Source organism: Pararhodobacter sp. SW119 (assembly GCF_017811755.1).
Classification (GTDB): Bacteria; Pseudomonadota; Alphaproteobacteria; order Rhodobacterales; family Rhodobacteraceae; genus Pararhodobacter.
Genome location: NZ_JADDJF010000029.1, coordinates 1 through 19,423 on the forward strand (window position 1 = coordinate 1; position 19,423 = coordinate 19,423).

Annotated in this window: 21 protein-coding genes and 1 riboswitch; of the genes, 13 read left to right on the plus strand and 8 right to left on the minus strand. The window is 66.1% G+C overall.

The genetic code is table 11. From position 1 onward, the window contains the following. Positions 1-683, minus strand: a 683-nt coding sequence (locus IM708_RS14555; RefSeq protein WP_348524980.1) for an IS1 family transposase, incomplete at its 3' end; no start/stop codon positions are given. Positions 684-821: 138 nt separating this feature from the next. Here IM708_RS14555 and IM708_RS14560 point away from each other — a divergent pair. From IM708_RS14560 to IM708_RS14570, 3 genes are all read left to right on the plus strand, one after another. After that, positions 822-1,190, plus strand: coding sequence for a type II toxin-antitoxin system RelE/ParE family toxin (locus IM708_RS14560; RefSeq protein WP_280860673.1), 369 nt, complete (start codon positions 822-824; stop codon positions 1,188-1,190). Further along, entirely contained in the window at positions 1,153-1,686 is a 534-nt protein-coding gene (locus IM708_RS14565; RefSeq protein WP_209427308.1) for a helix-turn-helix transcriptional regulator, read from the plus strand. Before IM708_RS14560 ends, IM708_RS14565 begins: the two co-directional genes overlap by 38 nt. A gap of 61 nt (positions 1,687-1,747) precedes the next feature. Then, positions 1,748-1,966, plus strand: a complete 219-nt coding sequence (locus IM708_RS14570) for a hypothetical protein (RefSeq protein ID WP_209427309.1) — start codon at positions 1,748-1,750, stop codon at positions 1,964-1,966. On the opposite strand, the gene IM708_RS14575 is transcribed toward IM708_RS14570, so the two are convergent. From IM708_RS14575 to IM708_RS14585, 3 genes are all read right to left on the minus strand, one after another. Continuing rightward, positions 1,935-2,123 (minus strand): histone H1, encoded by a 189-nt coding sequence (locus IM708_RS14575; protein WP_209427310.1) that lies wholly within the window; start codon positions 2,121-2,123, stop codon positions 1,935-1,937. The genes IM708_RS14570 and IM708_RS14575 overlap by 32 nt on opposite strands. Next, the gene (locus IM708_RS14580; RefSeq protein WP_209427311.1) at positions 2,116-2,376 is read right to left on the minus strand and encodes a hypothetical protein; all 261 of its coding nucleotides are present in this window, start codon (positions 2,374-2,376) and stop codon (positions 2,116-2,118) included. Before IM708_RS14580 ends, IM708_RS14575 begins: the two co-directional genes overlap by 8 nt. A gap of 75 nt (positions 2,377-2,451) precedes the next feature. Then, on the minus strand, positions 2,452-2,787 hold the full coding sequence (locus IM708_RS14585) for a glycosyltransferase (protein ID WP_245243208.1): 336 nt from the start codon (positions 2,785-2,787) through the stop codon (positions 2,452-2,454). A 416-nt stretch (positions 2,788-3,203) separates the two neighbouring features. Here IM708_RS14585 and IM708_RS14590 point away from each other — a divergent pair, with 416 nt between their 5' ends. Beyond that, positions 3,204-3,938, plus strand: a complete 735-nt coding sequence (locus IM708_RS14590) for a WecB/TagA/CpsF family glycosyltransferase (protein WP_245243209.1) — start codon at positions 3,204-3,206, stop codon at positions 3,936-3,938. Positions 3,939-4,002: 64 nt separating this feature from the next. Here the strand turns inward: IM708_RS14590 and IM708_RS14595 are convergent, their stop codons facing one another. Further along, entirely contained in the window at positions 4,003-4,932 is a 930-nt protein-coding gene (locus IM708_RS14595; RefSeq protein ID WP_209427313.1) for an MBL fold metallo-hydrolase, read from the minus strand. A gap of 43 nt (positions 4,933-4,975) precedes the next feature. Between IM708_RS14595 and IM708_RS14600 the strand changes: the two genes are divergently transcribed. Continuing rightward, positions 4,976-6,301: an ATP-binding protein gene (locus IM708_RS14600; RefSeq protein WP_209427314.1), complete on the plus strand. Its 1,326-nt coding sequence runs from the start codon at positions 4,976-4,978 to the stop codon at positions 6,299-6,301. Positions 6,302-6,397: 96 nt separating this feature from the next. On the opposite strand, the gene IM708_RS14605 is transcribed toward IM708_RS14600, so the two are convergent. Then, positions 6,398-7,243 carry a MoxR family ATPase gene (locus tag IM708_RS14605; protein WP_209427315.1) on the minus strand — a complete coding sequence of 282 codons (846 nt, stop codon included), beginning with the start codon at positions 7,241-7,243 and terminating at the stop codon, positions 6,398-6,400. A 221-nt stretch (positions 7,244-7,464) separates the two neighbouring features. Here IM708_RS14605 and IM708_RS14610 point away from each other — a divergent pair, with 221 nt between their 5' ends. After that, entirely contained in the window at positions 7,465-7,920 is a 456-nt protein-coding gene (locus tag IM708_RS14610; RefSeq protein WP_209427316.1) for a hypothetical protein, read from the plus strand. A gap of 155 nt (positions 7,921-8,075) precedes the next feature. Continuing rightward, positions 8,076-8,591 carry a DinB family protein gene (locus IM708_RS14615; protein ID WP_209427317.1) on the plus strand — a complete coding sequence of 172 codons (516 nt, stop codon included), beginning with the start codon at positions 8,076-8,078 and terminating at the stop codon, positions 8,589-8,591. 8 nt (positions 8,592-8,599) lie between these two features. Here IM708_RS14615 and IM708_RS14620 read toward each other — a convergent pair whose 3' ends face one another. Next, complete coding sequence (locus IM708_RS14620) at positions 8,600-9,178, minus strand: gamma-glutamylcyclotransferase family protein (protein ID WP_245243210.1); 579 nt, start codon at positions 9,176-9,178, stop codon at positions 8,600-8,602. Between the two features lie 82 nt (positions 9,179-9,260). Next, a riboswitch (glycine riboswitch) is annotated at positions 9,261-9,356 on the plus strand. A 151-nt stretch (positions 9,357-9,507) separates the two neighbouring features. On the opposite strand from IM708_RS14620, the gene gcvT reads away from it, so the two are divergent. From gcvT to gcvP, 3 genes are read left to right on the plus strand one after another with little or no spacing between them, the layout of a single operon-like run. Then, a complete protein-coding gene (gcvT, locus tag IM708_RS14625) occupies positions 9,508-10,614 on the plus strand; it encodes a glycine cleavage system aminomethyltransferase GcvT (RefSeq protein WP_209427318.1) in 1,107 nt (368 codons plus the stop codon). An 8-nt stretch (positions 10,615-10,622) separates the two neighbouring features. Continuing rightward, complete coding sequence (gcvH, locus tag IM708_RS14630) at positions 10,623-10,982, plus strand: glycine cleavage system protein GcvH (protein ID WP_209427319.1); 360 nt, start codon at positions 10,623-10,625, stop codon at positions 10,980-10,982. A gap of 25 nt (positions 10,983-11,007) precedes the next feature. Further along, complete coding sequence (gene gcvP / locus IM708_RS14635) at positions 11,008-13,878, plus strand: aminomethyl-transferring glycine dehydrogenase (RefSeq protein ID WP_209427320.1); 2,871 nt, start codon at positions 11,008-11,010, stop codon at positions 13,876-13,878. Between the two features lie 96 nt (positions 13,879-13,974). Here the strand turns inward: gcvP and IM708_RS14640 are convergent, their stop codons facing one another. Then, positions 13,975-14,484 (minus strand): GNAT family N-acetyltransferase, encoded by a 510-nt coding sequence (locus tag IM708_RS14640; protein WP_209427321.1) that lies wholly within the window; start codon positions 14,482-14,484, stop codon positions 13,975-13,977. Between the two features lie 386 nt (positions 14,485-14,870). Between IM708_RS14640 and IM708_RS14645 the strand changes: the two genes are divergently transcribed. The 3 genes from IM708_RS14645 to IM708_RS14655 all read left to right on the plus strand — a co-directional run bounded on the left by IM708_RS14645 (position 14,871) and on the right by IM708_RS14655 (position 19,416). Further along, positions 14,871-17,783, plus strand: a complete 2,913-nt coding sequence (locus IM708_RS14645) for a valine--tRNA ligase (protein ID WP_209427322.1) — start codon at positions 14,871-14,873, stop codon at positions 17,781-17,783. Between the two features lie 178 nt (positions 17,784-17,961). Continuing rightward, on the plus strand, positions 17,962-18,291 hold the full coding sequence (gene clpS / locus IM708_RS14650) for an ATP-dependent Clp protease adapter ClpS (protein ID WP_209427343.1): 330 nt from the start codon (positions 17,962-17,964) through the stop codon (positions 18,289-18,291). Between the two features lie 21 nt (positions 18,292-18,312). Beyond that, entirely contained in the window at positions 18,313-19,416 is a 1,104-nt protein-coding gene (locus tag IM708_RS14655; RefSeq protein ID WP_209427323.1) for a class I SAM-dependent methyltransferase, read from the plus strand. Positions 19,417-19,423: the final 7 nt, after the last annotated feature.

Consider the following 19,423-nt stretch of genomic DNA (forward strand, 5'->3'; position numbering starts at 1 on the left):
TCCAGCTTCTTGCTGAAGCCGTTGGTCAGGCGCGTGAAGCGACGCATGCCCATCGTCAGGTTCTGACGCTCGACGTGCGACGTGCTGACCAGTTCCTTGACCGGCTGGCCGCTGATCAGCTCCTTTCGCGCGCCAACGCACTCGGCGGGGCTGTACTTGCGCTCGTGACCCTTCCGGCCCGTCGCTTCGCCATACAGCTTCACCAGCATGGCATAATCGATATCGTCGCCAAACGCGCCCTCGACGGCTTCCAGATACGCCTTGTGCCCGTCCGTGGTTAGCTGGACGCGGGTCGCCAGGCGGTCGCGCAGATCGTCCATGAACTCAATCGCGGTCGCGCTGGTGCGGTCGCCAACTTCGAAGGACAGGATCATCTTGCTATCGCGCTCGATAGCGGTCCACGTCCACACGTCGCCAGCACCATCCGGTGCCGCTTTGGCCGTCGCGACGTTCTTGTCCTTGGCGTAGCAGAAGGACCAGATTTCGTCGCACTGGACGTGGTTCGCTTTGACGTTGCGCACCGTCTCGTCGTGATAGGCGGCGCAAGCCTCACCCGCTTCCACCAGCATTTTCGTCACGGTGTTGATCGAAACACCAACGGTGCGGGACACTGCGCGCATGGACATGCCTTCGATCAGCATGGACAGGATCATGACGCGCTTATGCAGGGGCAATTTGTTCACATCATAAAATTATGATAAACCGAGGTGCGCGTCAACAGGAAAATGTTCAGTTTGAACATTTACTTTTATGTGATGAAATTTCTGCTAGACTCACCATGACGCGTTGCAGTCAGATGCGGCATGAGGCATTGGCGTGTCATGAAGTACGTAAGGCGGAACGGCAGATGCCCCGTAGACGAATGGAGGGAGTCGCTCAGTGAGCGGGACGAGGCTAAGATTACAGCGGTGGTGATGAAGATCGAGAGTCATGAGGTCATACCACGCGATACCGTAAAGAAGTACCTAGGGGCGAAAGAGCCTGAACTTCACGAAATGAAGGTACGCGGCGACAAGAAGCAGCTTCGCCCGCTTTGCGTAAAGGACACGCAAAGAAAACTCGTTGTGCTGCTGTTTGGCGCTGAAAAGACGTCAAAAAATCTTGCCCGCGGTGACATCACCAAAGCAGAAAACCTGCTTCGAGAGATGAGAGATGGAAATGGGTCACTCAAGGACTATCACGAAGATTAAATCGATCTGGCGCAAACTGGAGTCGAAAACCTTTCGCGACGTATTCGCCGCTGAAACCACGTCAAATACCCTTGCATCACAACTGTATGTTTTTCGCACCCAGCGCGGAATGACTCAAGCAGATCTGGCCGATCTTGCTGGAATGAGGCAATCTAGGATTTCAAATTTGGAGCAGGACTGTCACAATGTCACGTTAACGACGCTGCGCCGTCTTGCTTCTGCCCTTGACGTCGCACTGCTGGTGAAGTTTGTGCCTTTCAGCGAGCTTCTTGATGAGTCGACGCGGCAGAACCTAGACAAAAAAATCCTATCTTTCCATGAAGATAGCCCCAAATTCAACTCCATGCCTGTCGGCTTCTTCTCGTCCACATCAGCGTCAGCAAGCAATATCGCCACACGCGCTGTTACTGCATCGACAGGCGCGAGCCATTCGACGCAACTGCCGCAACTTTCGCTTGGAACTAATGAGGTCCGGTATGGCAAAAACCTCCACTAGAAGCCCCGACTTTCGGTTTGTCCCGGCGGATTCTATTAGCCTTACGCTCAATGACAACTCAGTGAAAATCGTTTTCGGTGTTGAAGAACAACAGGGCGAAACCACGGAAAGCATCGGGGTCTTTCTTACGCCGAAGACATTGGCGATCTTGCACTACATAATCGGACGATCTCTAGCGAAGCTTGAGGAAGGCTCAGGATTGAAACTTGAAATTCCCGAAGAAAAGCTCCGCCAGATTGACGCCGGCTTTAACTCTTCTCCGGAGGAAGGTGGGGACTGATCCGCTTCCCGCCCTTGCGCCCCATCTCCTGTGCGGCCTTGTCCTTGCCGTCGTCCTGCGGCTTGTCCTCGACCTCGCCCGTGGCAATCTTGCCGACCAGGACGGCCAGCCCGATGGCGTCTGCGGGGCGCTTTTCGCCCTTGGGGCCTTTAGGCATGTCCCGCCTCCGCCAAGAGATCCACCTTCGCCTGATCGATCTTGTCCGACCCGATGCCGCTATACCCCTCAATGGCCTCCCTCCGTAGGCCTTCATCGGCCTTGGCGCTAACCTTATAGGCATTCATATGGCTCCACTCATGCTCCACGAAAAACTCACGGCGCTCAGTATCGTAGCAGAGGTGCCACCAATCCTCTCGCTCCTGCAGAGATCCTTTGATCCGTTTGCCTATCTGCTTTTTCAGGACAGCCATGTTCCCTCCTATGCTTTCCGCTAAGCATATAGGAAGCCGGGCACGAACGCGACACCCCGTCAACCCCGCCAAATTTCAAACTGAGACACTACCCAACCGTGGTTCCGCTTCCATCCGCGAAACCAACGCCTCGAAATATCCATCAGGAAGATCCAGGTCGAGGTCGAGCTTGCACAGATAGTCGAAATCCGAAAGCGATACGCGCTCCAGACCGTCATAAAAGGCCTCGATCACGCCGGGCCCGACAGCGCGGCGTCCGCGATCAACGCGCGTGATCACCCGGATCCAGTCGTGCTCTTGCGCGTATTCAGCCAGAATCTTCGGTGTCGCGTCGGTCGAGCCGTCATCGACGATAATCCACCGTGCCGGCCGGAGGCTTTGTGCTATCACGCTGTTTAGCGTGCGGCGCATATAGTCTGCCTAGTTCCGGCAAGGCGAGACAAGAAGATAGCGCGGCCTCATGCGCGCCACCGCCATGCCTCATCGCGCCTCGAACATCCCTGGCTAAAGCCTGCGGAATGGACGAACATGGAACTCGTGAATATCGTCGCTTCACCGCAAGCGCGTGCGTTTGCGTTTGCGTAAAGGTTCGGCCTTAAGCAGTTAAGCATGATGCGGCTGAACCCCTCGCAGTACTTGTTCTGGCTTCGAAACACGGTGAAAATTCCCCACGCCTCCGTTCTCTTGCGTGCATTCAGCGTGTAGCACAAGGGGCTGGCCGGCAGAATGGGTTGCATTGGTGGACAAACCGTTTGCTCTGGTTCATGACATAATGCGCTCGCAAAGCATTCGAGGGATATGACGCGGAAATGGTGCAGGATTGCGCGATGCTGGCCTTGGTGAACACAGCCACACGGGCAGAGTTGCTTGACGCGCTCGAAGCGCGGCTGGCGCGCGGCGAGGGATTCTCCGTCGCGACGCTCAATCTTGATCATCTGGTGAAGCTTCGTGCCGACGCTGCTTTTCGCGCGGCTTATGCGCGACATTCGCATGTGGTCGCTGACGGGTGGCCTGTGGTGGTTCTGCGCCGGCTTGCAGGTCGTCCCGTGGATCTGGTGCCGGGGTCGGATCTGGTGGGACCGCTGATGGCGCATGCCGCCCGCCATGGGATACCCGTGGGATTTCTGGGCTCGACGGAGGCGGCGCTGACGCGGGCGGCCGACCGGCTTCAGGCCGAGTATCCCGGCCTGAAGGTCGTGGCGCGGATCTCGCCTCCCTTCGGCCTCGACCCCAACAGCAAGGAGGCCGGCGAGGCGCTGCAACAACTCGCCCGGTCCGGCGCGCGCGTGTGTCTGATCGCGCTCGGGGCGCCGCGGCAGGAGGTTCTTGCCGCGCGCGCCGTCGAAAGCCTGCCGCGGTGCGGTTTCATTTCGGTGGGTGCCGGGCTCGACTTCATCGCCGGCAGCCAGCGCCGTGCGCCGCTCTGGATGCGTCGTGTCGGACTGGAATGGCTCTGGCGCATGCTTTCCGATCCGCGTCGGCTGACCGGGCGCTATATCCGCTGCGCCATGATCCTGCCCGGCCTGACCCAGGCCGCCCTGCGCATGCGACGCCACGCCTGAGGCCGATGCGGCGGCTGGTCGCGACGCGATTTCACGCTGCCAGTCGATTCCCGCCGCAAGCCCCTCATGCCGCGGGAATCAGACTGATCCGGGCTTTGAGGCCAAGCGCGCCCTCAACCGCGGCAAGGCCGCGCGCCTCGAGGTCGATCAGATGCGCCAGGACATTGCGCTCTGCCGCGGGCAGAAGCAGCGGGTCGATATCGACATAAACGCGCTGCGCGATCGCCTTCACCGAATCCGCGCCGGCGGCAATCGCGGCCCGGATCGCGGATTCGCGCGACTTGCGATGCGCGTAAAGCTCGGAGATCCGCGTCTGGCCGTTGGCCACCGGGGCGCCGTGACCGGGGAAGAGCGATACCTGGCCATAGTTGCGTAGGTTCCTCAGGCTCTGCATGAAATCCGTCAGGTCGCCATCGGGCGGCGAGACGAGGCTGGGCGCCCATCCCATGACATGGTCGCCGGAAAAAAGCGCCTCGCCCCAGAGAAAGCACATATGATTGCCGAAATGGCCGGGCGTGTGCAGCGCGCGCAGCGGACGGCCAGCGACCTCCAGCGTCTCTTCATGCTGCAGGCGCCGATCTGGCACGAAGTCGCTGTCGACGCCTTCGCCGCCACCGATCTCCTGGCTGGCGAGCATCTTCATCCGCTCCGAACGTCCGGCGCGGGCATCGCCCATGGCCAGCACCGGCGCGCCGGTCGCCGCCGCCAGAAGCCGCGCGCCCGGCGAATGGTCCAGATGGGCATGGGTGACCAGGATCTGCGCGACCGCCTCGGCGGGCGCGAGCGCGGCGAGCAAGGCGGCGATATGGCGCGGGTCGGCGGGGCCCGGGTCGATCACCGTTACCGCGTCCTTGCCCAGGATCCAGGTATTGGTTCCCCAATGCGTCATGGGCGAGCCATTGGGCGCCAGCAGCAGGCGCAGGTCCTCGGCCAGCGCGACCGGTTTTCCGGGGCTGGGCGCGGTGTGGAGTTGGGCGGCAGCGGCATGGGGCATGCGGGGACTCGTCTTCGATGGCACCGGGTTCTAGACTAAACACATGCTGGGACGCTTACTCAAACCGATTTTTCCACGCGGACTTTACGGGCGCGCGGCGCTGATCCTTCTGGTGCCGGTCGTGAGCATCCTCACGCTGGTGGCGATCCTCTTCATCCAGCGCCATTACGAGCGTGTTACCCAGCAGATGACGTCAAATTTCGCCATCGTCGCGGAACACCTGCGCGCGCAGGTCGACGCCGCGCCGGACCCCGAGTCCGCCGAAGCCGTCCTCGGCGAACTGGGCGCGGCGTTGCGACTGGAGACTTCGCGCGCCGACCGCCTGCCGGCGACCGCGTTCGATTCGATCGCCGCGCATGATATTCTCAGCCGTCTCGTCCTGCAGGAACTGTCGCGCCGCCTTTCGGGGATTGCGGCGCAGGGTTTCGTCGGGTCCAACGTCGTGGTCTGGCTTGAGGGCGTGCACGGGTTCTACGGCTTGCGCTTCAGTCCCGGTCGGGTCGCGGCGCGCAATCCGCACCAGTTGCTGGTGGTGGTGCTTATCGCCGGGCTGATGATGAGCGTGGTGGCCTTCCTGTTCCTGAAGAACCAGGTTCGGCCGATCCTGCGGCTGGCGCGCGCCGCCGAGGCTTTCGGCCGCGGGCAGAGCCTGCCCTACCGGCCCACCGGCGCGACCGAGGTGCGCGCGGCGGGGCAGGCGTTCATCGAGATGCGCCAGCGGATCGAGAACCATATCGAGCAGCGCACGCTTCTGCTGTCGGGGGTCAGCCACGACCTGCGCACGCCGCTGACGCGCATGCGGCTTGCGCTCACGATGATGGAGGACGAGCCCGAGGCGCAGGCGCTGCTGGCCGATGTGCGCGAGATGGAGGGGCTGATCGACAGGTTCCTCGATTTTGCGCGGGGCGAGATGGCCGAGGCGGCCGTGCCGACGGACCTGCGCGCGCTGGCGGCGGCGCGGGTGCACGAGGCGCGGCGCGCGGGGCAGGACATCACGCTGCGCGACGGGCCGGACCTGCCGCCGATCCGGCTGCGCCCGGATCTGATGGCGCGGGCGCTCGACAATCTGATCGGAAATGCGGCGCGCTATGGCACGCGTGCCGAGATCGATGTCCTGCAGGAACCGGGCCAGCAGGTCCTGACGGTCGAGGATGACGGGCCGGGCATCGCACCGGACGATCGCGCCGCCGCGCTCAGGCCCTTCGTCCGGCTTGATCCGGCGCGCAACGCGGTGCGGGGCGCTGGTGTCGGGCTGGGCCTTGCGATTGCGGCCGACGCGGTGCGGCTGCACGGCGGCCGCCTGGAACTGGGACAGGGGACCCGGCCCGGCCTGGGCGGGCTGGCCGTCCGGGTGGTGCTGCCGGCGTGATCTGACGGATGGTCTGCATGCGGACCATCTGACAAAGCACTAATTTAAAAAGACAATTTGTTGCCGTTAACCGCAATGAAACTTCTGGCGAAGGGCTCAGCGCCCCTGTTGGCGCCGTGCCATGAAGGCGAGGCGCTCGAACAGATGCACGTCCTGTTCGTTCTTCAGAAGCGCGCCGTGGAGCTTTGGCAGCGCGTTGACCCCCTCGCGCTTCAGGTCCTCGGGGCCCAGATCCTCGGCCAGCAGCAGTTTCAGCCAGTCCAGCATTTCGCTGGTCGAGGGTTTTTTCTTCAGCCCCGGCGTTTCGCGCAACTCGAAGAACTGCGTCAGCGCCGAGCGCAGAAGCTGGTCCTTGATCTCGGGGAAATGGACCCGGACGATCTGGCTCAGCACCTCGGGGTCGGGGAAGCGGATGAAGTGGAAAAAGCACCGCCGCAGGAAGGCGTCGGGCAATTCCTTCTCGTTGTTCGAGGTGATGATGACGATCGGCCGGTGGGTGGCGCGGATCGTCTCGCCGGTCTCGTAGACGAAGAATTCCATCCGGTCGAGTTCCTGCAGCAGGTCGTTCGGGAACTCGATGTCGGCCTTGTCGATTTCGTCGATCAGCAGCACGACCTTCTTGTCCGAATCGAAGGCCTGCCACAGCTTGCCCTTGCGGATGTAGTTCTTCACGTCGTGCACGCGGTCGTCGCCCAGCTGGCTGTCGCGTAGCCGGCTGACGGCGTCGTATTCGTAAAGGCCCTGGTGCGCGCGGGTGGTCGACTTGATGTTCCACTCGATGATCTCGAGGCCGAGCGCGGTGGACACCTCGCGCGCCAGTTCGGTCTTGCCCGTGCCGGGTTCGCCCTTGACCAGAAGCGGGCGTTCCAGCGTGACCGCGGCATTGACCGCCATCGTCAGGTCGTCCGTGGCGATATAGGTCTCGGTCGAGGCAAAGCGCATGCGGCGGCATCCTGTCTGGCCCCCGGTCGGGGCGGTTTCCCGGGCGTTTTCTAGACCCATGGGCGGGCAGGCGCAATGCGCCGGGGTGGCGCGTCGGATCGGCGGGCCAGGGCCTGCGCTGGGCCTGGATCGCGCGCCACCCGCCTTAACCGAGGTGCGTCGTCACGGTTGTCTCGGCCCCGGCGGACCGCTAATCTTATGCGCATCGAGTGGAGAACGGCATGTCCAAGGCGATGAGCGAGCGCGAGATCGAGGATGTGCTGGATTCCGTGCGTCGGCTTGTCGCGCAGGAGGAACGCCGCAGCCGCGTGCCGCCGCTGGTCCTGACGCCGCAGATGCGCATCGAGGCCGAGGGGGATGTGCCCGCCGACGCCTCGGCGCGCGCGCCCGACATCACAGACGCGTCTGAACCGGAGCCGACGCCCGACGCCCCGCCCGCCGGCGCGCAGGCCGAGCCCGACGAACTCGCCGACGCGCCGCCCGAAAACCTGCCGCAGACCGGCCACGCCGGGCAGACGCTGCTGATGACGCTGGACGATGCCGCGATGCAGGAAATGGTCGCGCAGATCGTCCGCGACGAGTTGCAGGGCAAGCTGGGCGAGCGGATCACGCTGGCCGTCCGCAAGCTGGTCCGCAACGAGATCGCCCGCGCCATGGACGAGCAGCGCCGCAAGTGAGCGCCGGCGCGGCCGGCGTTCTTGTCCGGTGTTGACGGACGGGTGCGCCGCCCCGGTGCTTCCCGCCTCGTCGAAGCCGGCACCGCCGATCGCCGCCTTGCCTGCGGATGCGGGACGGGGTTTCATCCCAACCCTGCCGTCATGAGGGACCCGACATGCCCGACAAGGACTACACGCTGCGCATGGCCAGATATAACCTCTGGCAGAATGAAAACCTGCTGGCGGCGGCCGATGGCCTGCCGGCCGCCGAGCGTCAAAAGGATCGCGGGGCGTTCTTCGGCTCGATCCAGAAAACGCTGTCTCATGTCCTTTGGGGCGACATGCTCTGGATGAGCCGGTTCGCGGGCACGCCGGCGCCGGCAGCGGGCGGGGCGCAATCGACCGAGTTGGCTCGGGCATGGGACGAATTTATGGCCGAGCGAAAGGGCTTCGATCAGCGAATCCTGGCCTGGGCGCATGACGTCCCACCGGACTGGTTCGACGGCGATCTGAGCTGGTATTCGGGCATGCTGGGCCGCGAATTGACGGGCCCGCGCAAAATGCTGGTCGTGCATTTCTTCAACCATCAGACCCATCATCGCGGGCAGGTCCATGCCATGCTGACGGCGGCCGGGGCGCGGCCCGACGACACCGACCTGCTGTTCATGCCCGAGCGGTATCTTGACCTCTAGCGGGGCGATCAGCCCAGAATCGTGACCCCCAGGCGCGCCATTTCGGCATCGACCATCACGGTTTCCGCGGCGCTGAGGCGCTGCGCGCGCGGATAAAGCGGCGCGGCGCGGTCGTTGCGCACCGGCGTGTCCCAGCCGTCGGTCGTGTCCATGAAGCGGCGCACGCCGTCCAGGCCGAATTCCAGCAGGTAGCCCTGCAGCACCACGTCGACATAGGACAGTAGGATCGCGCCCTCGGGCGCGACCTCGGCCTGCGCGGGCACGGCGTAGATCTGCGTCTCGATCCCGGTGATCGCCTCGACGCTCAGCCCGTCGGTCAGGGCCAAGCGGTCGTAGCCTTCCTCGCGCGCATCCAGCGCGATCCAGTCGGCGCCGGGGACCGCGGCGATCAGGCCCTCGATCTCGGACCTGGGGCAGGGGACGGCGGTCAGGAACGGCCCGTCGCGCAGCGCCGTGTGCCGCCAGGCGCGCCGCCAGCCCTTCAGCCGGGCGCGATGGGCCGGCGCGTAGGCATGCGTGGCGCGATTCACCAGGCTGCCGTAGCCGAAGAAATATGGATCGCGGGTCATCGGGTCACCATCGCTCATGGTGTCCTTCTGCCGCAGGCCCGCCCGGCGTGCAAGGTCACGCGCCCCCTTGTCTGGGGCCAAGGCGCGCGCTATCCCTGAAGCGTCGGATACGGGAGAATCCGGTGGGCCACACCCGCCGGTGCCGAAGGAGCAACCGCCCCGGTAAACTCTCAGGCCCAGGGACCGTTCCGGCAAAGGACTCTGGAGAGTGGCGCAGCCGCGCCCGCCGAAGGGATAACGATCTCAGGCGCCCGGACGGGCAGGGACAGAGGGGGCACCAGGGGGCGCGGGCGCGCCCGGTCAAGGGTGCCGGCGCAGGCCCGAAAGGATGAAGGAGACAGGCGGCGATGACCGACCTGAAGCGGACATGCCTTCACGGGCTGCACCTGTCGCTGGGGGCCAAGATGGTGCCCTTCGCCGGCTACGAGATGCCCGTGCAATACCCGATGGGCGTGATGGGCGAGCATCAGCACACCCGCGCGCAGGCGGGGCTGTTCGACGTCAGCCACATGGGCCAGATCATCCTGGGCGCGCGCGGCGCGCCCGAGGCGCTGGAGACGCTGGTGCCGGTCGATGTGCTGGGCCTGGCGGAGGGGCGGCAGCGATACGCGCTTTTCACCAATGACGCGGGCGGCATCCTCGACGACCTGATGATCGCCAATCGCGGCGATCACCTGTTCCTGGTGGTCAACGCCGCCTGCAAGGCCGCCGACACCGAACACCTGATGGCGCATGTGCCGGGGGTGGAGCCGGTGACCGACCGCGCGCTCCTGGCGCTGCAGGGCCCGGCGGCCGAGGCGGCGCTGGCCCGGCTGGTGCCGCGCGTGTCCGAGATGCGCTTCATGGATGTCGGCACCCATGTCTGGACCGATGTCGAGCTGTGGATCTCGCGCTCGGGCTACACCGGCGAGGACGGGTTCGAGATTTCGATCCCCGAGGAGCGGGCCGAGACTTTCGCCCGCGCGCTGCTCGACATGGACGAGGTAGCGCCGATCGGCCTGGGCGCGCGCGATTCGCTGCGGCTGGAGGCCGGGCTGTGCCTTTATGGCCACGACATCGACACCACCACCACGCCGGTCGAGGCCGGGCTGAACTGGGCCATCCAGAAGGTCCGTCGCAAGGGCGGCGACCGCGAGGGCGGGTTCCCGGGGGCGGACCGCATCCTGTCCGAACTGGTCGGCGGCGCCGCGCGCCGCCGCGTCGGCCTGCGCCCCGAGGGCCGCGCGCCGATGCGCGAGGGCACCGCGCTTTTCGCCGCCGAGGATGCCGCCGAGCCGGTCGGCGCCGTCACCTCGGGCGGGTTTGGCCCTTCGGTCGGGGCGCCCATCGCAATGGGCTATGTCCCCCCCGGACAAGCCGCCCCCGACACGCTGCTTTTCGGCGAGGTGCGCGGCAAGCGCCTGCCGGCGCGCGTCACGCCGCTTCCGTTCCAACCCACCACCTACCGCAAATGAGGCTTGCGATGAAATTCACCGAAGAACACGAATGGCTGCGCGTCGAGGGCGATCTGGTCGTCGTCGGCATCACCGAACACGCCGCCGAGCAACTGGGCGATGTCGTCTTCGTCGAACTGCCCGAGGTCGAAGCGCAATTCGCCAAGGGCGACGAGGTCTGCGTGATCGAAAGCGTCAAGGCCGCCTCTGACATCCTCGCGCCGGTCGAGGGCGAGATCGTCGAGGTCAACGAGGCGCTGTCCGAGAACCCCGGCCTGGTGAACGAGGACGCGCAGGGCGATGCCTGGTTTTTCAAGATGAAGATCGACGATCTGAGCGTGCTCGACACCTTCATGTCCGAGGACGAGTACAAGGACTTCATCGCCTGAGACGCGACGCGCGCAGGAGCCGCAGATGAGCTACACGCCCACCACCTACGATCCCTACGATTTCGCCAACCGCCGCCACATCGGCCCGTCGCCCGCCGAAATGGCGGCGATGCTGAAGGCCGTGGGCGCGCCCAGCCTGGAGGCGCTGATCGACGAAACGGTGCCGCCCGCGATCCGGCAGGAAAAGCCGCTGACCTGGGCGCCGCTGTCCGAGGGCGCGCTTCTGGAGAAGATGCGCCAGGTCAGCGCGAAGAACGTGGTGATGACCTCGCTCATCGGGCAGGGGTACTACGGCACGATCACGCCGCCGGCGATCCAGCGCAACATCTTGGAAAACCCCGCTTGGTACACCGCCTACACGCCTTACCAGCCCGAGATCGCGCAGGGCCGGCTGGAGGCGCTGCTGAACTACCAGACGATGGTTGCGGACCTGACCGGCCTGCCCATCGCCAATGCCTCGCTTCTGGACGAATCGACCGCTTGCGCCGAGGCGATGGTGATGGCCCAGCGGGTGGCCAAGTCCAAGGCGCGCGGTTTCTTCGTTGATGAGAACTGCCATCCGCAGAACATCGAGGTGATCAAGACCCGCGCCGCCCCCCTGGGAATCGAGGTGATCGTCGGCGCGCCCGAAACGCTGGAGCCCGAGGCGGTTTTCGGCGCCATCTTCCAGTATCCGGGCACCTACGGGCATGTGCGGGACTTCACCGGCCAGATCGCCGCGCTGCACGCGGCCCGGTCGGTGGCGATCATGGCGACCGACTTGCTGGCGCTCTGCATGCTGAAGGAGCCCGGCGCGATGGGCGCCGACATCGCGGTCGGGTCCAGCCAGCGCTTCGGCGTGCCGCTGGGCTATGGCGGCCCGCACGCGGCCTTCATCTCCTGCCGCGACGACCACAAGCGCTCCATGCCCGGCCGGATCGTCGGCGTGTCGATCGATTCGCGTGGCAACCAGGCTTACCGGCTTGCCCTGCAGACGCGCGAGCAGCATATCCGCCGCGAAAAGGCCACCTCGAACGTCTGCACGGCGCAGGCGCTTCTGGCGGTCATGGCCTCGATGTACGCGGTCTTTCACGGGCCGCAAGGCCTGCGCGCGATCGCCGAGCGCGTGCATTTCATGACCGAGCGGCTGTTCCGCGCCCTGCGCGCGGCGGGCGCGAAGGTCGAAACCAAGGCCTTCTTCGACACGATCACCATCGACGTGGGCGTGGGGCAGGCGGGGATCCTCGCGGCGGCGCGGATGCAGGGGCTGAACTTCCGCAAGGTCGGCGCCACCCATGTCGGCATCGCGCTGGACGAGACGACGGACGAGGCGGTGCTGGTGCGCGTGCTCAAGGCCTTCGGCATCGACGGCGTGCCACCGCACCGCGTGCGCTTGGGCTTTCCGGCCGATCTGATCCGGCAGTCGGACTACCTGACGCATCCGATCTTTCACATGAACCGCGCCGAATCCGAGATGATGCGCTACATGCGCAAGCTGTCGGACCGCGACCTGGCGCTGGACCGGGCGATGATCCCGCTGGGATCCTGCACGATGAAGCTGAACGCCGCGGCCGAGATGATGCCGATCACCTGGCCCGAATTCTCCAAGCTTCACCCGTTCTGCCCGCCCGACCAGGCGCAGGGCTACGGCGAGGTGATCGCGGACCTGTCGGCCAAGCTGTGCGAGATCACCGGCTACGACGCGATGTCGATGCAGCCCAATTCCGGCGCGCAGGGCGAATATGCGGGCCTTCTGACAATCCAGGCCTATCACCGCGCGCGCGGGGAGGGGGAGCGCGACATCTGCCTGATCCCGATGTCGGCGCATGGCACCAACCCGGCCAGCGCGCAGATGTGCGGCATGAAGGTCGTGGTGGTGAAATCCGCGCCCAACGGCGACATCGACCTCGACGATTTCCGCGACAAGGCCCAGGCCGCGGGCGACAAGCTGGCCGCCTGCATGATCACCTATCCCAGCACCCACGGCGTTTTCGAGGAGACGGTGCGCGAGGTCTGCCAGATCACCCATGACCACGGCGGGCAGGTCTATATCGACGGCGCGAACATGAACGCCATGGTCGGCCTCGTGAAACCCGGCGAGATCGGCGGCGACGTGAGCCACCTCAACCTGCACAAGACGTTCGCCATCCCGCATGGCGGCGGCGGCCCCGGCATGGGCCCCATCGGCGTGCGCGCGCATCTGGCGCCCTACCTGCCCGGCCACCCCGAGACGGGTGCTGCCGAGGGGATGGGGCCGCGCAACGAGGGGCAGGCCGGCGCGGTCGCCTCGGCGCCCTACGGCTCGGCCTCGATCCTGCTGATTTCCTGGGCCTATTGCCTGATGATGGGCGGGTCGGGCCTGACCCAGGCGACGCGCGTCGCGATCCTGAGCGCGAACTACCTCGCGGCACGCCTGTCGGGCGCCTACAAGGTGCTCTTCATGGGCAACCGGGGGCGGGTCGCGCATGAATGCATCCTCGACACACGGCCCTTCGCCGAGGCGGGCGTGAGCGTCGACGACATAGCCAAGCGTCTGATCGACAACGGCTTTCACGCCCCGACGATGAGCTGGCCGGTCTCCGGCACGCTGATGGTGGAGCCGACCGAGTCCGAGACCAAGGCTGAGTTGGACCGCTTCATCGATGCGATGCTGGCCATCCGCGACGAGATCACCGCAGTCGAGAAGGGCGAGATCTCGGCGGAGGACAGCCCGCTCAGGCACGCGCCGCACACGGTCGAGGATCTGGTCGCCGACTGGAACCGGAAATACAGCCGCGAATCCGGCTGCTTCCCGCCCGGCGCCTTCCGCGTGGACAAGTACTGGCCCCCCGTGGGCCGCGTCGACAACGTCCACGGCGACCGCAACCTGATCTGCACCTGCCCGCCGCTGGAGGACTACGCCGAGGCCGCGGAATAGGGGCGCAGGGGCGCGCTCAAGCCCCCTGCCAGATGCGCTGTCGGTCGCGCCGCGCGCGGCGCGACCGTTGGCGCTGAAATCGCCGGTACACGCCCCTTATCGATGGAGCGGAACATGCCGATAGACCAGATCGCCCGGATCCTGCGGGCGAGCATGCGCATCCAGCGTGGCACCGAGCCGTTCAGCGAGGCGGATGGAGCGAGAGTTCTCTCGGCCGATGTAACTCACCAGCGTGTCCAGTTTGCGTTCCCGAAAGGCCCAGTCGCGCAGCGCGATAGCGGCCTCATATGCGTATCCCTTGCCTTCGGCCTCGCTCTGTAACTGCCACCCAAGCTCCGGCTCCGGGAAACGCGGGCCTTGATTGATCTCGATCTGCCCAATGCATTGTTGGGTCGCTCGAAGCTCGATCGACAGGTTGCCGACGCCGAAAAGCTGCCAAAGCGCGATCCCATGGCAAAAGGCGCCCCATGCGTATTCGATAGAAAACGGTCCGCCCATGTGCCTGGCACGATCCGACGTCATCACCTCCGCGAAACTGGGCCAGTCCGCGAGTATGGGCTCCCGTAGGAGAAGACGTTCGGTCCTGATGATCGGGGCGGTTTTCATGACAACCAAACGCTTCGGGCGTGCACAGACCAGATTGCCAGCGGGTTCGCATCTTGGCCAGTCGCTATGTCGGCTCCGCCACCTTCGGCGCGCGCCATCCTCTCGCAGATTTTTTGCGAGTGAGGGGGTTTGAATTCGCTTGCATTGGCCCGGGCCAGGGCGCGATGCCATCCGGCTCGCCCACCGAAAATCCTATAATCGGGTTAGTTTTTCAAAATATATATAACGTTCGCAGAGGGTTGCACGATTGCTCGCTGGCGAGCACGCCCCCACTACCCAGCGCAGCCGCGCCAAGGCCGGAAACCGGCGGCCCCGCGCGCGTCGCGGGCCTTTTCCTTTCGGCCGCGTGTGGTTAAACACCGCTCCGAAGCCAGAGGACCTTACGCATGAGCATGGAAAAGACCTTTGACGCGGCCGAGGCCGAGGCACGCATTGCGGCGGCCTGGGAAGCGGCGGGCGCCTTCCGCGCGGGGGCCGGCAAGCGGCGGGACGAAAGCTTCTGCATCATGATCCCACCACCGAACGTGACCGGCAGCCTGCACATGGGCCATGCCTTCAACAACACCCTGCAGGACATCCTGACCCGCTGGCACCGGATGCGCGGGTTCGACACGCTCTGGCAGCCGGGTCAGGACCACGCCGGGATCGCCACCCAGATGGTGGTGGAGCGCGAACTGGCCAAGACCAACCGCCGCCGCACCGATTTCACCCGCCCCGAGTTCGAGAAACTGGTCTGGGAGCAGAAGAAGACATCCGGCGGCACGATCATCGGGCAGTTGAAGCGGCTGGGCTGCTCCCTCGACTGGTCGCGCAATGCCTTCACCATGTCCGGCGCGCCGAACGCGCCGGCGGGCGAGGAGGGCAATTTCCACGACGCCGTGATCAAGGTCTTCGTGGAACTCTACAATCAGGGCGTGATCTATCGCGGCAAGCGGCTGGTCAACTGGGACCCGCATTTCGAAACCGCGATCAGCGATTTGGAGGTCGAGCAGGTCGAGGTCGACGGCCACATGTGGCGCCTGCGCTATCCGCTAGCCGACGGGCTGACCTATGAGCATCCGGTCGCCTTTGACGCCGACGGCAAAGCCACGGAATTCGAGACGCGCGACTACCTGGTGGTGGCGACGACCCGGCCCGAGACGATGCTGGGCGACACCGGCATCGCGGTCCACCCCGACGACGCGCGCTACAAGCATCTGGTGGGGCGCGACGCGATCCTGCCGCTGGTCGGGCGGCGGCTGAAGATCGTGGCGGATTCGTATGCCGACCCCGCGAAGGGCACCGGCGCGGTCAAGATGACGCCGGCGCATGACTTCAACGACTGGGCGGTCGGCCAACGGCAGGGGCTGGCGGCGGTCAACGTGATGACCCCGCGTGCGGCGATGTGGCTGCGCGACAATCCCGAGTTTGCCGAGGGTTGCGCCGCCGAGGGGCTGGCCCGCGTGATCGAGGCCCTCGACGGCGCGGACCGCTACGAGGCGCGCGACTGGATCGTGCAGGCCGCGAGCGACGAGGGTTGGCTGGACGGGATCGACGCCGACCGGCACATGGTCCCGCACGGGGATCGGTCGAAAGTGGCGATCGAGCCCTATCTGACCGACCAGTGGTTCGTGGAGTCCGAAAAGATCGTCGGCCCGGCGCTGGACGCGGTGCGCGAAGGCCGCACGAAGATCCTGCCGGAGCAGCACGAGAAGGTCTATTTCCACTGGCTGGAGAATATCGAGCCCTGGTGCATCAGCCGGCAGCTCTGGTGGGGGCACCAGATCCCGGTCTGGTATGGGCCGGATCGTCAGCCCGATGGGCAAATGATGATTCCCGCGCGTGACGTCGGAAGCGGTTCTCGCTTTTGCTTTCCCGATGAAGCGTCCGCAATAGCGGCAGCACGAGAGTTCTATGGAGAAGAAGTCATTGTCGTTCAGGATGCGAAAGCGGCCTTTGAGCTTGGCTTGGATCGGCTGGAAGGCAAGCGCGCGGCAGTTCCCATCTGGCGCGACCCCGATGTCCTCGACACCTGGTTCTCCTCAGGCCTCTGGCCCATCGGCACGCTGGGCTGGCCGGAGGACACGCCGGAACTGAAGCGCTATTTCCCGACTGATGTGCTGGTCACTGGTTTTGATATCATCTTCTTCTGGGTCGCGCGGATGATGATGATGCAACTTGCCGTCGTCGAAAAGGAGCCCTTCCACACCGTCTATGTCCACGCCCTGGTGCGGGACGAGAAGGGGCGGAAGATGTCGAAGTCGCTGGGCAACGTCATCGACCCGATGGACCTGATCGAGGAATTCGGCGCCGATGCGGTGCGCTTCACGCTGACCTCGATGGCGGCGATGGGGCGCGACCTGAAGCTGTCGAAGGACCGGATCGCCGGGTATCGCAACTTCACCACGAAGCTCTGGAACGCGACCCGCTTTGCCGAGATGAACGGCGTCTTCGCCCCCGACGTGCCCGCCCCCGGCCCCCTGTCGCCCCCGGCCACCCAGACCGCCAACCGCTGGATCGTCGGCGAAACCGCCCGCGCCCTGGCCGAGGTGGACGCCGCGCTGACCGCCTACCGCTTCAACGACGCGGCGAACGCGCTTTACGCCTTCGTCTGGGGCCGGGTCTGCGACTGGTACGTGGAATTCGCCAAGCCGCTGCTGGCCGGCGAGCATGGCGCCGAGACGCGCGCGACGATGCGCTGGGTGCTGGACCAGTGCCTGATCCTGCTGCACCCCTTCATGCCCTACGTGACCGAGGAGTTGTGGGCGCTGACCGGGGATCGGGCGCAGATGCTGGTCCTCGCCCCCTGGCCGGAATACGACGCCGACCTCGCGGATGCCGCCGCCGACCGAGAGATGGGCTGGGTCATCGGCGTGATCGAGGCGATCCGCTCGGCCCGGGCGCAGCTGCACGTGCCGGTGGGCCTGAAGCTGCCGATCCTGGCGCTGGACCAGGAGGGCCCCGCGCAGGACGCCTACGCGCGCAACGCCGCGCTGATCCGCCGACTGGCGCGGGTCGAGAAGTTGCAGCCCGCCACCGCCCTGCCCAAGGGCGCGTTGACCATCGCGGTCGAGGGCGCGACCTACGCCCTGCCGCTGGAAGGCGTGATCGACATCGCCGCCGAATCGGCGCGCCTGGCCAAGGCGCACGAGAAGCTGGAGAAGGAGATCGCCGCGCTGGACGGCCGGCTGTCCAACCCGCGCTTTCTGGAAAAGGCCGCACCCGACGTCGTCACTGACGCGCGCGAACAACTGGCCGAGAAGCGCGACGAGGCCGCGCGGCTGACCGAGGCGCTGGGCCGTCTGGCCGCGCTGGTATGAAACCGGCCGGTCGCGGCACCCGGAAACCCCGGCCGGCGGGGCCCTGACCCCGCGTAAGGCGGGGGGCGAGGCAGGACGCCGCGCGCAGTCAGGGTTTTCACTCGGCCCGCGGCGTCTATATACTGCGGGAAAGCGAATCTGATCGCGAGGATTTCTGTTCATGGCGTGGCGCCCCCAGATGACCGAACGCCGGGACGACCCGGGCGACGAAAGTTCGGTCGCCACCCGGACCAAGACCAAGACGCGCACGCAGCGCCCGCCGCTCTACAAGGTGCTGTTGCTCAATGACGACTACACGCCGATGGAATTCGTCGTGCACGTGCTCGAACGATTCTTCGGGATGAGCCATGCGCAGGCGTTCGAGATCATGCTGACCGTGCACAAGCGCGGGCTGGCCGTGGTCGGCGTCTTTTCGTTCGAAGTGGCAGAAACCAAGGTCGCGCAGGTGATGGATTTCGCCCGCCGCCACCAGCACCCGCTGCAGTGCACGCTGGAAAAAGAGGAGTAGGGCGCGCCCGCGTCCGCCCCCATGTCCGCCCCCCTGCCAGACCCGGCCCCGCGCGCCCTGCGCCTTTCCCTGGCGTTCGAGGGCGGCCTCGCGCTGCCTGAAACCGGCGTGATCGCCGTGCTGCATCCCCGCGCCGGCGAGGATATCTCGCCCCTGCCGCAGGACCGCGTGCGCGTGGTGACCCCGCATGCGCCGGACCACGCGGCCTTTTCAGCGCAGGGCTACGCCTGCACGCGCGATCAAGGCCCCCCCGTCGCCGATACCGTCCCCGACGCTGCTGCCGCCGACCCCGCTGCCGCCGTGCTGGTCTGCCTGCCGCGCAACCGGGAGGAGGCGCGCGATCTGGTCGCACGGGCCGCGGCGATGGCCGCCCACACCGGTGGGCCAGTGATCCTCGACGGGCAGAAGACCGACGGGATCGAGGCGCTGCTGCGCGCCCTCAGGGACCGCGTCGCGCTGTCCGAACCCCTCTCCAAGGGGCACGGCAAGATTGCCTGGTTTGCCGCTACCGACGCCGCGGCGCTGGCCGACTGGCGCGCCGCGCAGCGTGCCGTGACAGACGAAAGCGGCCGCCGCTTCGTCACGCAGCCCGGCATATTCTCGTCGGACGGGGCCGATCCGGGCTCGGCCCTGCTGCTGGCGTCGCTGCCCGCCGGGCTGAAGGGCCGGGCGGTCGACCTGGGCGCGGGCTGGGGCTGGCTCTCGACCGGGCTGCTGGCGCAGTCGCCGAAGATCTCCGAGCTGCACCTCGTCGAATCCGACGCCCGCGCGCTGGCCTGCGCGCGGGAAAACGTTGCCGACCCGCGCGCCGTCTTCCACTGGGCCGACGCGACGCACCCGCTGCCGGGGCTCTCGGCCGATCTGATCGTCTCCAACCCGCCTTTCCACCAGGGCCGCGCCGGCCAGCCGGGGCTAGGGCAGGCGTTCCTGCGCGCCGCCGCGGCGATGCTGGCGCCGTCCGGGCAGCTCTGGCTGGTCGCCAACCGGCACCTGCCCTACGAGGCGACACTGGCGCAGGCCTTCACCACCCACCGCGAGGTCGCGGCCGAAGCGGGCTTCAAGGTCCTGCTGGCCGAACGCCCGCGCCGCGCCACTGCGCCCCAACGCGCCCGTCGCGCCACCTGAACCAAAG